The 13,699-nt window shown below is 70.7% G+C and carries 16 protein-coding genes and 1 pseudogene; 9 read left to right on the forward strand and 8 right to left on the reverse strand.

The genetic code is table 11. From position 1 onward, the window contains the following. The coding region (locus tag IE312_RS39165) for a TetR/AcrR family transcriptional regulator (protein WP_229899233.1) at positions 1–200 on the reverse strand (200 nt) is incomplete at its 3' end. Positions 201–295: 95 nt separating this feature from the next. Between IE312_RS39165 and IE312_RS07180 the strand changes: the two genes are divergently transcribed. From IE312_RS07180 to IE312_RS07200, 5 genes are all read left to right on the forward strand, one after another. Then, positions 296–622 carry a putative quinol monooxygenase gene (locus IE312_RS07180; protein WP_189979404.1) on the forward strand — a complete coding sequence of 109 codons (327 nt, stop codon included), beginning with the start codon at positions 296–298 and terminating at the stop codon, positions 620–622. 78 nt (positions 623–700) lie between these two features. Continuing rightward, complete coding sequence (locus tag IE312_RS07185) at positions 701–1,612, forward strand: NADP-dependent oxidoreductase (RefSeq protein ID WP_189979406.1); 912 nt, start codon at positions 701–703, stop codon at positions 1,610–1,612. Positions 1,613–1,893: 281 nt separating this feature from the next. Beyond that, entirely contained in the window at positions 1,894–3,144 is a 1,251-nt protein-coding gene (locus IE312_RS07190) for a hypothetical protein (protein ID WP_189979408.1), read from the forward strand. A gap of 75 nt (positions 3,145–3,219) precedes the next feature. Further along, positions 3,220–3,732 (forward strand): RipA family octameric membrane protein, encoded by a 513-nt coding sequence (locus tag IE312_RS07195; protein WP_189979410.1) that lies wholly within the window; start codon positions 3,220–3,222, stop codon positions 3,730–3,732. Positions 3,733–3,814: 82 nt separating this feature from the next. Further along, the gene (locus IE312_RS07200; RefSeq protein WP_189979412.1) at positions 3,815–4,321 is read left to right on the forward strand and encodes a hypothetical protein; all 507 of its coding nucleotides are present in this window, start codon (positions 3,815–3,817) and stop codon (positions 4,319–4,321) included. An 83-nt stretch (positions 4,322–4,404) separates the two neighbouring features. Here IE312_RS07200 and IE312_RS07205 read toward each other — a convergent pair whose 3' ends face one another. Together IE312_RS07205 and IE312_RS07210 are read right to left on the reverse strand one after the other, a co-directional pair. Next, positions 4,405–5,136, reverse strand: coding sequence for an alpha/beta hydrolase family protein (locus tag IE312_RS07205; RefSeq protein ID WP_189979414.1), 732 nt, complete (start codon positions 5,134–5,136; stop codon positions 4,405–4,407). Between the two features lie 132 nt (positions 5,137–5,268). Beyond that, the gene (locus tag IE312_RS07210) at positions 5,269–6,219 is read right to left on the reverse strand and encodes a LysR family transcriptional regulator (protein ID WP_189979416.1); all 951 of its coding nucleotides are present in this window, start codon (positions 6,217–6,219) and stop codon (positions 5,269–5,271) included. A 100-nt stretch (positions 6,220–6,319) separates the two neighbouring features. On the opposite strand from IE312_RS07210, the gene IE312_RS07215 reads away from it, so the two are divergent. Then, positions 6,320–7,363, forward strand: a complete 1,044-nt coding sequence (locus IE312_RS07215; protein WP_189979418.1) for an NADP-dependent oxidoreductase — start codon at positions 6,320–6,322, stop codon at positions 7,361–7,363. A 23-nt stretch (positions 7,364–7,386) separates the two neighbouring features. Here the strand turns inward: IE312_RS07215 and IE312_RS07220 are convergent, their stop codons facing one another. Then, positions 7,387–8,028, reverse strand: a complete 642-nt coding sequence (locus IE312_RS07220; protein WP_189979420.1) for a TetR/AcrR family transcriptional regulator — start codon at positions 8,026–8,028, stop codon at positions 7,387–7,389. Positions 8,029–8,116: 88 nt separating this feature from the next. Here IE312_RS07220 and IE312_RS07225 point away from each other — a divergent pair, with 88 nt between their 5' ends. Next, the gene (locus tag IE312_RS07225; RefSeq protein ID WP_189979422.1) at positions 8,117–8,530 is read left to right on the forward strand and encodes a DUF4345 domain-containing protein; all 414 of its coding nucleotides are present in this window, start codon (positions 8,117–8,119) and stop codon (positions 8,528–8,530) included. Positions 8,531–8,647: 117 nt separating this feature from the next. Here the strand turns inward: IE312_RS07225 and IE312_RS07230 are convergent, their stop codons facing one another. From IE312_RS07230 to IE312_RS07240, 3 genes and pseudogenes are all read right to left on the reverse strand, one after another. Next, positions 8,648–9,247, reverse strand: coding sequence for a DinB family protein (locus tag IE312_RS07230; RefSeq protein ID WP_189979424.1), 600 nt, complete (start codon positions 9,245–9,247; stop codon positions 8,648–8,650). Positions 9,248–9,396: 149 nt separating this feature from the next. Further along, positions 9,397–9,863, reverse strand: a pseudogene (locus tag IE312_RS07235) (aldo/keto reductase); the annotation flags it as partial. 71 nt (positions 9,864–9,934) lie between these two features. Beyond that, the gene (locus IE312_RS07240) at positions 9,935–10,345 is read right to left on the reverse strand and encodes a winged helix-turn-helix transcriptional regulator (RefSeq protein ID WP_189979426.1); all 411 of its coding nucleotides are present in this window, start codon (positions 10,343–10,345) and stop codon (positions 9,935–9,937) included. Between the two features lie 188 nt (positions 10,346–10,533). Here IE312_RS07240 and IE312_RS07245 point away from each other — a divergent pair, with 188 nt between their 5' ends. Beyond that, positions 10,534–11,262, forward strand: a complete 729-nt coding sequence (locus IE312_RS07245) for an alpha/beta fold hydrolase (RefSeq protein WP_189979428.1) — start codon at positions 10,534–10,536, stop codon at positions 11,260–11,262. 51 nt (positions 11,263–11,313) lie between these two features. On the opposite strand, the gene IE312_RS07250 is transcribed toward IE312_RS07245, so the two are convergent. After that, positions 11,314–13,017 carry a tetratricopeptide repeat protein gene (locus IE312_RS07250; protein ID WP_189979430.1) on the reverse strand — a complete coding sequence of 568 codons (1,704 nt, stop codon included), beginning with the start codon at positions 13,015–13,017 and terminating at the stop codon, positions 11,314–11,316. Between the two features lie 261 nt (positions 13,018–13,278). On the opposite strand from IE312_RS07250, the gene IE312_RS39170 reads away from it, so the two are divergent. Further along, on the forward strand, positions 13,279–13,699 hold a 421-nt coding region (locus tag IE312_RS39170), incomplete at its 3' end, for a MerR family transcriptional regulator (RefSeq protein WP_229899235.1).

Below are 13,699 nucleotides of genomic sequence, written 5' to 3' on the forward strand. Positions count from 1 at the left end.
ACCAGGAGGGCTTCGCGGGTGGGCCAGTGCCGGTAGAGGGTCTGGCGGGTGACCTTGCCGCGTTCGGCCAGCAGCGAGTAGGTCAGTGCCGTCGGTCCGACGTCCGCGAGGAGTTCGCGGGCGACGACGAGGACGCGGTCGCGGGTGCGGCGGACCCGGGGGTTGGACGGATCCGGCCGGGCGGGAGAGGCATCAGTCACACGACAATCATACGAGCTGTATGTTTAACTTGATTCATACAGGTTGTGTGATTGTCGGCGACTTCGACCGCCGCAGCAGAGCAAGGAAGAGGATCATGGCCGTCACGATGCTTCCGGACGCGGACACCTTCATCGTGCTGGTGTCCTTCACCGTCCCCGCCGAGCGCCGGGACGAGCTGGTGCAGACGATCCGTACCTTCGTCGAGGAGGAGGTGCGGCACCGGCCCGGTTTCGTCTCCTCCACCGTCCACACCAGCCAGGACGGCACCCGAGTGATCAATTACGCGCAGTGGGAGAGCCGTGAGGCGTTCGAGGCGTTCCAGTCCGACGCCGACGCCATGAGCCGCCGCGGAGTGATCACCGAGTTCCAGCGCGACGGCCGGCCCTACACGATCGCCTTCCAGGCCACCGCGACCGCCTGAACCCGCCCTCCGGCCGGCGTTCGCCGCGCACCTCCACCGCACCCCATCCCCATCAAGCAGAGCAGTCAGGACACTTCCATGCCCACCGCTGTCACTTTCGACCGCTTCGGCGGCCCCGAGGTCCTCACCCTCACCGAGGTCCCCCTGCCCGAACCCGCTCCACACGAGGTCCGTGTGAAGATCCGGGCAGCGGCCGTCAATCCCCTCGACAACAAGATCCGCCGGGGCGACCTGGCCGACGCCTTCCCGGTGCACTTCCCCGTCGTGCCGGGCGTGGACGCCGCAGGCGTCGTGGATGCCGTCGGGGCCGACGTCACCGAGGTCGCCGTGGGGGACGAGGTCTTCGGCGTCACGCCCGCTGGCTCCTACGCCGAGTACGCCGTGATGCCCGCGCCCGTGCCCAAGCCCGCCGCCCTGCCCTGGGAGACCGCCGCCGCGCTCCCCACCGTGGGTGAGACCGCCTTCCGCGCCCTGAAGCACCTCGGTCTCGCGTCGGGGGAGACCCTGCTCGTCCACGGTGCCGCCGGCAGCGTCGGCTCGATCGCCGTGCAGCTCGCCACCGCCCGTGGTGTGACCGTCATCGGCACCGCGAGCACCCGTGACCTCGAACGCGTCGAGGCCCTGGGCGCGCAGGCCGTCGCCTACGGTCCGGGCTGGGCGGAGCGGGTGCGCGAAGCGGCCGCGCAGGGCGTGGACGCGGTGTTCGACACCTCCGGCGCCGGCGTCCTGCCGGAGTCCGTCGAGCTGGCCGGCGGTCCGGGACGCGTCATCACGATCGCCGACATGAACGCGGCTCGGTACGGCGTGCGCTTCACCGGCATGGACCCCGCCGACCGCGCCCCCGAGGCCCTGCCCGAACTCGCCGACCTCGCCGCCTCCGGTCGGCTCACCGTCGAGGTGTGGCGCACCTACCCCCTCGCCGAGGCCGCCCGGGCCCACGACGACGTCGACCACCGCCGCAACCACGGCAAGATCGTCCTGCTTCCCTGACCCTCGCCGTCCGGTGACACGCCCCCGCACCTCCTTCGGGCCGTCCCGGCCGCCCCCCGCACCGCACACCGTGGCGCGCGTCGGCGACTTCGCGCCCCCGGCGGCCGACCGCACCACCGTCCGCGAACTCCAGCGCGCCCCGGTTGCCGAAGCCGAGTGCGTACGTCCCGCCGGTCCGGCACCATGGGCACAGGAGCGGTCGGCCGCCCGCGGAAGCTGTCGGGCAGCCGTTGCGGACGGGGGGCGAGGCAGTGGGAAAGGCTCAGGACGAACGCCGAACGGTGCCCGCCGAGACGGCGACGGACGAAGACGGGGCCGGGGACGAGGCAGGGACCGAGGACGAGGGAGAAGCTGGGGACTTACGGCCCGCCGTACCCCGGCAGTCCCGCACCCGGGGTGTGCTCCTCCTTGCCGCCGCTTGGCCGGCAGGTCTCGCGGGCTTCTGGCTGGCCCTCGCCGCGTTCGACCACTGGCAGACCGTCCGACTGCAGTCCAGGGCGGCGGCCGACGCCTTCGGCCTGCGTGCCCCCTGGTGGTACGCGGCGGTCGCCGCCGCGGCCGTGATCGTGGTGGGGGCCGTGGCGCTCGAGGCCGTACGCGCCATGGTGCTGCGACGTCCGCCGAGCACGCAGGCCCTCGCTCGTCTGCGGCTCTTCCTGCCGATCATGGCGTTCAACGCGGTCTACGGCCTCTGGGGGAAGAACCCGCTGGTGCCCTGGTGGGATCCCGACCTCCTCGTTCCCCTCGTGGCCGTGTCCGCCCAGACCCTGTTGTTCGGCGCGCGCCGACTCGCCGTGCTCGGACGGCAGCACCTCGCGGAGATCATCCGGTCGCCGGGGGAACTCCCCAGGGACTCGTTCACCCTCTACCTGAGGTCCTTCGAGGACGACGTCCGGCGTACGGCCCTGGAGGAGAACCAGCGTCCGGCTCCCGGCTCGGGCGCCGTGCTGTCGGACCTGGCTCTGTCCACGCGGACCGAGGAGGAGCAACTGGCGCAGGCGCTGCGGCCCGTGGCCCCCATGGTGGCCGTGGGACGACCGGGGGAGCGGCTTCCCCTGGTCGGTGCCCGGCGGTTGTACCTGCCGCTCGACGACTGGCAGGACACCGTCCGTGACTTGATGGGGCGGGCCCGGCTCGTGGTGATGGCCGTGGGGCTGGGTCCCGGACTGCTGTGGGAGTTCAGGGAGGCGACACGGCTGCTTCCCGCGGAACGACTCGTCCTCCTCGTACCCGGTCGCCAGGCGTACGAGACGTTCCGGGCCCGGGCGGCGCCACCACCGCCGGACGCGGCGCGACCGGGACAGCCGGGGCACGCCTGGTCACCACCCGTCCTGCCGCCCTATCCCGACAGCGAGCCGCCGGCCGGCCTCACGCTGAAGGGCGCTGTCTACTTCGACGCCGGCTGGGCTCCCCACTTCGTCCTCTTCGGTACCGGCAAGCACCCGAACAGACCTGGTGGCGTGGTCCGAAAGGCCGTGGAGGAAGGACTTGAGCCGGTTCTCGACCGGTGCCGCCCTGGCCGCCACCGGTGATACGACCCCGCTCCGCACCGCACCGTATCCGGCTCCCCCGATCGATGGTGACTGATGGTGACTGATGGTGATCCCGTGACCGAACCTCACGACTCGTTGTGGAACCCCGCAGTCGGTCCTTCGGACTACTCGAGGGACGCCGACAGGTACCAGCAGGTCGTCTTCGAGCAGTACAAACTCTGCGTGGAGATGGCCGACAGGGTCAGCGCCCGGCGCAATCTGGCCAACACCTTCTTCCTCAGCATGAACAGTGCGGTGGTCACCGTCCTGGCCGTGGTCACCCACGACACACCCTCCTCGTCGCTCTCGGTGCCGGCGCTCGCGGCGGGGTTGGTGATCCTGCTCGCCCAGTGCGCCGCCTGGTGGTTCATGGTCCGTTCGTACCGGCAGCTCAACGCGGCCAAATGGAGGGTGATCGGCATGTTCGAGGAGCGGCTGCCGGCCTTCGCCTACTCCCGCGCCGAATGGGCGATGCTCGAGGGGGGCCGGAACTGGCGCACCTACCTGCCGCTGACACACGTCGAGCAGTGGGTTCCGGTCATTTTCTGCGTGGCCTACCTGCTAGGGTTCGCAGCGCTGGCGCTGTGACGTGGGGAGCACGTCGGCCTACGGCCGTTGCGCGGCACCCGGCCCCCTTCCGGCACTCCCACGACGAGCAGGGAGTTGACGGATGCCGACCATCGCCACCACCGGCCACATGGACCTCACAGCGGCGAGCGTCGAGCCGGTCCGCAGCGCCCTGCGCCAGGTGCTCGCCGACGAGGCCGGCGGGGGCAGTGGCTTGGTAGGGATCTCCTGCCTGGCTCCGGGGGCGGACACCCTGTTCGCCGAAGCGGTGCTCGAAGCCGGGGGAGACCTGGTCGTCGTACTGCCGTCGCGGGACTACCGGGAGGCGCAGGTGGGCCCGGAGCACGCAGCCGCCTTCGACCGGCTCGTGAAGGCCGCGTCCGAGGTCGTCGTCATGCCGTTCGCCACGGCTGACCGGCGCGCCTACGAGGCGGCGAACGCTGAACTCGTCCAGCGGGCGGACGCGTTGGTGGCCGTCTGGGACGGCACACCGCCCTCCGGTCGCGGCGGTGGTACGGCCGACGCGGTCCTCAAGGCGCGCGGCGCCGGCGTACCCGTGCACGTCGTGTGGCCGGAAGGAGCCTCGCGGCGGGGCCAGGATCCCCTGTAGCCGACGCAACACGAACGGTCCGCCGGACGCGCCGATCGACTTCCGTACGCCGATCGACGCTTCGGCGACCGCCGACGGCCGTATCAGGTCAGGTGCCGGGAGAAGAACCTGAGTGTGCTGTCCAGCTCGAACGCCGGCATGTCCCCGTGTCTGCCGGGATGGGCGTGGAGCGTCTTGTCGGCCGAGGCGAAGGCGTCGAACAGCGCCAGGCTCTGGTCGCGCGGCACGCGCTCGTCGTCCCACTGCACCAGGAATTCCACCGGGACGGTGATACACGAGGCGTCCGCGCCCGAGGCCAAGGCCCCGCCGAGGCCCAGTACGGCAGCGCGGACCCGGGCTTCGGCGGCCACGAAGGGAACCCCGAGTCCGCATCCCAGTGAGACCCCCCAGTAGCCCACCGGGCCGGCACCGACATGAGGAAGCCGCTGGACGGAGTCGAGCACCGTCCGCCACTCCGGAACGGTCTGGCGGGCCACCAGCGCCTGGAATGCGGCGATGAGCGGTGCCGGCTCCTCTCCAGCCTCCATACGCGCCTGGTTCTCGGTCGCGATGCGGTGGTAATTCTCGACCACGGGCCGGTCACCATGGTTCGGCACGTCCGCCACGACCACGGCGAAGTCGCACTCGGTCACGAAACGGCGCGCGAGGCCCACGATGGCGGGGGCCTTCTTGTGCTGACCACCGCCGTGTCCCATCACGATGAGGGGACGAGCGCCGGCAGCGCCTTCCGGTGTCCACAGAGCGCCGGGGATCTCGCCGAGGACGAAGAGCTGTTCGCGGACGCCGTCGAAGGACGTCTCAGAGATGAAGCGCATAGCGTTCAAGGCCTTTCGGGGTGCCTCGCGGGCACTCCCTAGGCCATGCGGAGGAGGGAGGCCCGACCTGTCACGGTGTTGATCGGTCTCACCTCCCGGAGTTCGCAGCGATGCACGGCGGCAGTGAAGGTATCACGAGGATGCTCGGCAGGGAGCAGTTCGGGCACCTTGGCGGTCAGGCTCCCCGTGGCCCAAGTACGGGGGAGCGGCGCGCAGTTCCCTCACGAAGGCACGCACGACTGCGGACGCGGCCAGTTCCGGGGTGGTGACGTAACCGACCTGGCGTGTCGGGCGCTCGGGGCCGAGATCGGCGATCCGGACCGAGTCCGGTGCCCCGGCCACCGAGAGCGCGGGCATGATCGCCATACCGTGGCCCGCGCTCACCAGGGACAGCACCGCTCCGTCGTCCTCGGCCTCGACGGTCGCCTGCGGGATCCAGTCCTGTGCGGCCCACCAGCTACGGGTGTACGAGCCGCAGTTCTCCGCCCAGTCGACCAACGGCAGGGAGCGCGGGGCGGTGTGTCCCACCGGGTGCACCAGGGCATAACTCTCCTCGAAGAGCCCGCTCGTGAGCAGACCCGGCGCAAGCGGCGCGGAGCCGCCCAGCGTGGCGATGGCGATGTCGGCTTTCCCGTCGGCCACTTCTCCCGCGGTGCCGCGTCCCACCTCGCGGACGATGCGCACCCGCGGCTCGATGCCGGGATGCCGGGCGAGCAGCCGCTGCAGGACGGGCGGCAGCAGGTGCAGGGCGGCACTGCGGAAGGCCGCGATCCGCAGCGGCCCCACGGCCGTGTCGGACCGGGCCGCACCCCGTGCCTCAGCGGTCATGAGGTCCAGCAGGCGCAGGATGCGGCGCGCGTGGGCCACGGCCTTCTCCCCGGCGGGGGTGGGGCGGGCGCCGGTGCGACCACGTTCGAAGAGCACGGCACCGATCTTGCGCTCGCTTCCGCGAACCGAGTGGGACACCGCGGACTGGGTCAGACCGAGCGTCCCGGCAGCGGCCGAGAAGCCCCCGGTGTCGGCGACCGCCACCAGGACGCGCAGCTCGTGCGGGGCGAGATCGGGGTCGGTCGTGCGGGCCACGGGGCGCTCACCTCAACGTATGAGAACTACTCATGGAACGGGCTGTCGTATGAGCCCAACCGGCTGCTCACCAGGCACATTCCCGCCCTAGGGTCCGCTCATGAACGGAACCGCGCTCACCGTGCACCAGATCGCCCGCCCGTACGGCTTCCCCACCGCCGAGCACTTCGCCTTCGTCGAGTCCCCGCTTCCCGAGCCCGCTGCCGGCGAGGCACTCGTGGAGAACCTCTACTGGTCGGTCGACCCCTACCACCGCGAGATGATGGACGAGGTACCCGGCGGCTTCCCGCTCCACGCACCGCTGGAGGGCCGTACGCTCGGGCGGGTCGTGGCCTCGCGCACGCCCCGACTGGCCGAGGGCGAGATCCTGTTCCACCGGCAGGGGTGGCGCACGCACACGGTGGTCACGCCGGAGGAGGTCAGGCGGCTGCCCCGCTTCGACGGGGTGCCGTGGACCGCCTACTTGAGCGTTCTCGGTGGCACCGGCCTGACCGCCTACGTCGGCCTGACGCGGATCGCCCGGCTCCAGGAAGGCGAGGACCTCTTCGTGTCGGCCGCGGCGGGCGGGGTCGGCACGGCCACCGGGCGGTTCGCCCGTCTGCTCGGCGCGGGACGGCTCGTCGGCAGCGCGGGATCGGCAGCGAAGGCCGGTTATCTGGTGCGGGAAGTCGGCTATGACGCCGCCTTCGACTACCACGACGGTCCGGTGGCCGACCTGCTCGGCGCGGTCGCTCCGGACGGCGTCGACGTGTTCGTCGACAACGTCGGTGGTGAGCAACTGGCGGCGGCCGTGCGAGCGTTGCGCGAGTTCGGCCGCATCGTCCGCATCGGCACGATCAGCCAGTACAACACCCCCGACGCGCCGCCGCCGCGTTTCGACTACGCGGACATCGTGGAGAAGAGCCTCCGCATGGAGGGCTTCCTGGTCAGCAACTACCGTGATCTGCAAGAAGAGTTGTACGAGTTCGCGGTCCCGCATCTGCAGAGCGGCCGGCTCGCGCCGGACGAGACGGTGGTCGACGGGTTCGAGCACATCGTGGACGCGTTCCTGGGCATGCTGCACGGCCGGAACACCGGCAAGATCATCGTCCGGGAGCGGACGGAGGCGCCGTGCGGGACCGGCACCCGGACCCCGGTGTCATGACGCCGTAGCCAGGGCGCACTGCGCTACGACAGGCCGGAGGCCCCCGTGCCGGGCCCTTGCCGTGGCCAGTCGGGGGCGGGGTCCTCCGCGAGCAGCGGCCGGAGCGCGCCGAGCACCGCGCCGATGCAGACGTCACGCACCTGGGTGCGGGTGCAGGTCTCGTGGGTGAGCCAGTCGACGCAGAGCACCTGGACGAAGACCAGCCAGCTCTTCAGGACGGCTGACAAAGTGTCGTGGGCGCTCGCGTCCGCGAGGGGGAGTACGGCCAGCAACCGGGCGCGGAGCGCGTCGAGCTCGTTCGTCATGATCGTCTGGATCACCGGATCGCCCGCGAGCACCCGGTTGGCGGCGAGGACGGCGTTGCGGTTGGCGATGAAGTAGTCGAGGTGGACGTCCAGTCCCTGGATGAGTTGCTCCACCAGGGAGTCGGCGGGGTCGAAGCGGGTCTCGGCGAGCAACTGGTCCGCCGCCTGCTGGTACACGGCCGCGAAAAGGGCCTGCTTGCTCGGGAAGTGACGGTACAGCAGGGCGCGCGAGACGCCTGCCGCTTCCGCGACCTCCTCCATGAGCACGTCGGCGTAGGGGTGCGTGGCGAAGAAGCGTGCGCCTACGGCGAGGAGCTGGGCGCGGCGGTCGGCGGGGGCGAGTCGCTGGCGAGGAGACACGCTCGAAGCCTAGTTGACATCCGTCTACTGGACCATCCAAGGTAGTAGACACGTGTCCAATAGCGACTCACGACGGCTTGGGGGGATCATGGCCAGGACTCTGCGCGTACTCACGCAGTTGACGGGCTGGGCTTGTGTGGCGATCGGCCTGTTCCATGTGGCACTCGGCAACGCGGCGATTCCCGGGGCCGGTTCCGCCGGTACCACGGTGGACAGCTGGGGCCGCTTCATGGGGGCCGGCTTCGTCGGCTACGGGCTGGCCTGGCTCTGGGCCGTGCGCCAGCGTCCGATCCCGGCTCGCGCCGTGCAATTGCTGGCCGGCGTATTCCTGCTGGGCGCTGTGGGCCGGCTGCTCTCGCTCGCCGTGCACGGCTGGCCGCAGCCGTTCCAGACGGTGCTGACGGTGATCGAGATCATCCTGCCGCCGGTCTTCTTCTGGTTGGCCCATGCGGAGGAGCGTGTCGTGCGCAGCGACGTCGGGGCGGCGGTGTCCGGCGGCTGAGGAACGCCCGTCGGCTCGTCGGGACGACCGGCCGACCACCAGGCACGCGGGCCGCGGCCGGCTGGGCTGTCCCACCTGGCCGACCCCGGAGCCGGCGGGATCGGCGGCAGTGCGGGCTCAGCCGTTGACCTCCCGCGCCACACGCTCCAGTCGGCTCCGGTGCCCCTGCCACCATGTCCGGTCCTGCGAGGGCAGGTTGTTGGCGTCCTGCAGATAGCCGACGGATCCGTCGATGAGTTCACGCAGGATGTCGGCGTGGCCGGCATGCCGTTGGGTATCGGAGATCACGCGCACCAGGACGTGGTGCAGCGTCACCTCCCCACGCTCTTCCGGCCACCACGGCACGCGACCGGTCGCGTCGAGCCCGAGTGTCGCGATCGTGCCGTCGGAGTGCTCCCAGGCCTCGCGGTACAACCCGACGATCTGGTCCCGTGATTCGTCCGCGGTGGCCCACATGTCCGCGTTGGGCTCTGACTCCCGGGTGTACCACCAGGCCGGCGCCTCCTCCTGGCCGAAGAACGGCCGTCCGAAGGTGTCGCCGAAGTACGCCAGTTCCACACCGGCGACATGCTTGACCAGCCCCAACAGGTTCGTGCCCGTGGGCGTCAACGGACGGCGGATGTCGTACTCCGAGAGTCCGTCGAGCTTCCACACCAGGGCGTCGCGCGCCTCTTGCAAGTACCGGAGAAGGTTCGCTTTCGCGTTCGGTTCGATCACGCCGAGCAGTCTTCCACCCGGCACTGACAGCGGGGTGACATCACCGGTGCCGGTTGCCGGTTGCCGGTTGCCGGTTGCCGGTTGCCGACTGCCTCGCGCGGCCGGAGTCCACGAGAAGGGGCCCCGGCCGGCGAACCGAGGCGTGGCGTTCAACGGCCGATGCTGTCCAGTTCGGCCACATCCTCGTCGGACAGGGACAGTCCGGCGCCTGCGAGGTTCTCGCGCAGGTGAGGGGAGGAAGAGGTGCCGGGAATGAGCAGGATGTTCGGCGAGCGCTGCATCAGCCAGGCCGGCGCCACCGACGTCGGCGTCGCGTCGTCGTGGCGGTGGGCGAGGTTGGACATGTTCTGCACGCACACGACCGGGGCGATGCCCCGGGCCTCGCGACCTGCACTGCGGTGACGTTGCTGACGCCGAGGTGGCGGATCAGGCCCTCCCGCGGGAGATCGACGAGCGTCTCGAATGCTTCGGTGATCGAGCCGGTCCGGGGGCCGTGGGCGTCGCCCATGCGCAGGTTGACCAGGTCGAGCGTCTCGACGCCGAGGGATGCGAGGTTCTCATAGACCTGCTTGCGCAGGTCCTCGGGGCGCCGGGCCATGGGCCAGCCACCTTGTGCAGGCTCAGGCAGTGGGCTCAGACCAACATGGACCAGGTCCTCGCCAACCGCGAGGAGCACGACGCGTCCCTCTAGGCGGACGGCGCGCCCCAGGCGGACGGCGTGCCGGGGCGGGCGTCGTATGCAGCGCGGGCGGCATCGATCTGTGCCAGGTGCGTGATGCTCCACTCCAACAGGGGCGCGGTTGCTTGACGGAGGGTCCTTCCCATCGGGGTGAGTTCGTAACTGACGTACGGCGGCATCACGTTGTGGACCGTCCGCGTGAGGATCCCGTCACGCTCCAGACCGCGCAGGGTGACGGTGAGCATGCGCTGGCTGATTCCGTCGACGGCTCGCTTGAGTTCGGTGAAGCGGCGCGGCCCCTGGCTGAGATTGCGTACCACCAGCAGGGACCACTTGTCCCCGACGATGTCCAGCACAGCCCGGGTCCGGCACGGGTCGTCCTGCCGTGCCGGACCGGGCTCGCCGCCAGCTGCGGGCATGGTTACCTCCAGGGAACCGGGGCACCGACATGTGCCTTATTGCTCGACCCGTGGCAGGTGCACCACGATGACATCGGTTCCCGAAGAGTACCGAGGCGGGAATGGGAACCGTCAGGTTCTGCGCGTCTGCGCTTCTCTGCGTCTGTGCCTCCCGCGCGGCGCGCCCCCGAGAGGAAGGCCGTTCCCTCATGCCGACATTCCTACTGGTGCACGGAGCTTGGCACAGCGGGCAGTGCTGGGAGCGGGTGGTCCCGCTGCTGGAGTCGGCCGGACATCGCGTGTTCGCGCCGTCGCTGACCGGCTACGGCGACAAGGCACACCTGCTCGGCCCCGAGGTGGACCTGGACACGCACGTCGAGGACGTCGTCCGGCTGATCCACGAGGAGCACCTGACCGAGGTGGTACTCGTGGGCCACAGCTACGCGGGTCTGGTCGTCTCCTCCGTGGCCAACGAGGTCCCGGAACGGATCGCGCACCTGGTCTACCTGGACGCGATGGTCCCGGAGCACGGGGAGACCGCCGTCGACGTCCTGCCCATGACGCAGAACCTGATCGACCAGGCGGCGCGGACCGACCGTGCGTGGCGGATACCGCCGCTCCCCGAAATGCCCGCCCCCTTCGGTCTGTTCGGGGTCACCGACCCGGCGGACGTCGCGTGGCTGCGGGCGACGCTCTCCGACCAGCCGGTGCGCTGCCTGCAGCAACCGGTCCGGCTGGACAATCCGGCCGTCAACTCGATCCCGCGTACGCACATCCACTGCGTCGGCGCGGAGCCGGAGGGCATCGTGCGGCGACCCGTCCCCGTGACGCAGCCCGATGGTTCTCCGTCACGGGTGTGGGAACTGCCCACGGGGCACGACTGCATGATCACCATGCCGGAGGAACTGAGCAAACTCCTTCTGGGGCTTGTCCTTTGACGCGCCCTCGGCCGGCCGCATTCGAGCGGGGAGCGGATCAGCGGGGGAGCGTCAGTGTTCTCCGGTGCAGCACCCGGTTCCCCCTGCGGGGCGCCCGTCGGAGGAGGACGGCTGGAGTCGGCAGAAACACGACGCAGTCACGTCCACGTCGGCCAGCGCGGTGGCCAACTTCAGCTGCAGGGCCAGGATCCGCGCCTCCGCTTCCTTGCCGAGTCGAACCAGGCATTCGTGCAGGCCGTGCAGTGCCCAGACGTTGCCGGGGTGCTGCAGCGCGCGCGGCAGCGTGTCGTCCAGTCCGAGGTCGGCGCGGTAGACGGCTTCGGCCTGCTCCACCAGTCCCTGTTCGAGGAGCAGCGCGCCGTAAGCGTGCCGGGTGGGCTGCATCCACCCCCATGGTTCGTCGTAGGGAAGGGTGTCGTCCAGTTCGATCGCGCGCCGCAGTGCCGCGAACGCCGCTTCGTGGCTGCCCTTGCGGTACTCCAGTTCGCCGTCCAGCATCTGCTCGGCGATCGACAGGATGTCCCTGCAGGTGTTGTTGAACAGCATCCGGCTCTGCGGTACCCGGGCGACCGCCTCGCCGAACAGGGCACGCTCGCGCTCGGCCTCGCCGGTGCGGCCCGCGACCGCGAGAGCGATCCCGCGCGCGTAGTGCAGCATGGCCGTGCTGACGCAGTACAGCTCACGATCGGCGGGTGGGGCCAGGCGCAGGATGTCCTCCCAGCGCCCGAAGCGGATCAGCACGTGCACCCGCATGGCCAGGAAGCCCTCGAGCCAGTCGGCCATGGGCGGGCTGGTCACCCGCAGCAACTCCTCGGGGACGGCCGCCTCCAACTGCTCGGCCGCCTCGATCGCGTCCGTGAAGCGGCCGAGGAACATGGCGCCGTAGATCTTGAAGTGGTGGTTGTGGCAGCGGTACAGGGTGTAGAAGTTCAGCGCCCCCTCACGGGCGCGGATCTTGTCGTCGGCCGTGATGGCGGCGTTGTTGTCGCTGACCACCCGTCGGTAGTCACCGCACAGCACCTCCAGGTGGGAGGGCATGTGCCGCAGGTGCCCCGCGTCCGGTACCAGACCGCGGAGCCGGTCACCGGCCCAGAGCGCGGCTTCGGGGGTGGGGGACATCTCCATCAGGTGGATGTAAAGGTGCAGCAGGCCAGGGTGCCGGCCGCCCGCCTCGGTGGCCAGCGCCTGTTCCAGCACCGTCCGGGCCTCGGTGGTGCGGGCCCCCGGAGCCGGCCTGCCGGTGTGGATGTCCCAGAGCTGCCAGGGCGTGAGGTTCATCAGCGCGTCGGCGTACAGGGCCGCGACGTCCGGATCGTCGCCGGCCGTCTCCCGCACGGCCCGCATGCGGTCGGCGTACGCCGCGTCCCACGCCGGGCTCTCCGCGGCGCTCGGGGCCTGCGCCCGGGGATAGCGGGCCGCCAGCGCACCGATGAGAGCCTGCTCGACGGCACTGGCACCGGCCGCCTTCGCCTGCGCGCGCCGCACGGCGCCGTGCGCGCGGTCCACCGTCCGCGCCAGGTCCCCCTCGTCGAAGAACTGCCAGGGCTTGTTGTAGTTAGGGCCCAGCGCGTACGCCACGCCCCAGTCGGCCATCGCGCAGGATGGATCAGCGGCGGCAGCGGCCTCGAAACAACGCACGGCCTCCTCGTGGTGGAAGGCGTACGTCCAGTTCAGCCCGCGGTCGAACCACGTCTGCGCCGCCGGTGACGACGTCGTCACCGGCCGACCGTGGTCGCCGAGATCGTAGTAGCGCACCCGGACCTCCTCACCGCTGCCCGCCGCCCGGCCCGCTCCGGCCCGCTCCGGTCCAGGACGGGGATACGGCCGTACCCCGACCCTAGCGAAGACATCACGGATACCGCACATTCCGGCAGAAAAAACACCTGTGGGAGGACGAGGGCCACCGCCCCGCACACCCCCGCCGTGCCACGAACCACCCCGGAGGCCCGCGCACCGACCGCTCCCGAGTAGCTTCTTGACTCTCACACCGTGTCAGGCGGTCGACTCGGAGACATCATGTTCACCATCGGAGACTTCGCCCGGCACGGCCGCGTCTCGGTCCGGATGCTGCGTCACTACGACGCCACCGGCCTGCTGCGCCCGGCCCACGTCGACCCCGCCAGCGGCTACCGCTACTACACCGCCGCCCAGCTCGCCCGCCTGAACCGCATCATCGCGCTCAAGGACCTCGGCTTCACCCTTCGGCAGGTGGGGGACATCGTCGAGGGGAAGGTAGGCGTCGAGGAACTGCGCGGCATGCTGAGGCTGCGGCGGGCCGAACTGGCGTCCGCCGTGGCCGCCGCGGAAGCACGGCTGGTCCAGGTCGAGGCGAGGCTCCGAGCGATCGAGAGCGAGGGGCACATGCCCACCGACGACGTCGTCATCAAGACCGTCCCCGCCCTGCGGGTGGCGGAGCTGACCGCGACCGCCGAGAGTT

It is taken from the genome of Streptomyces capoamus (assembly GCF_014654935.1).
GTDB lineage: Bacteria > Actinomycetota > Actinomycetes > Streptomycetales > Streptomycetaceae > Streptomyces > Streptomyces capoamus.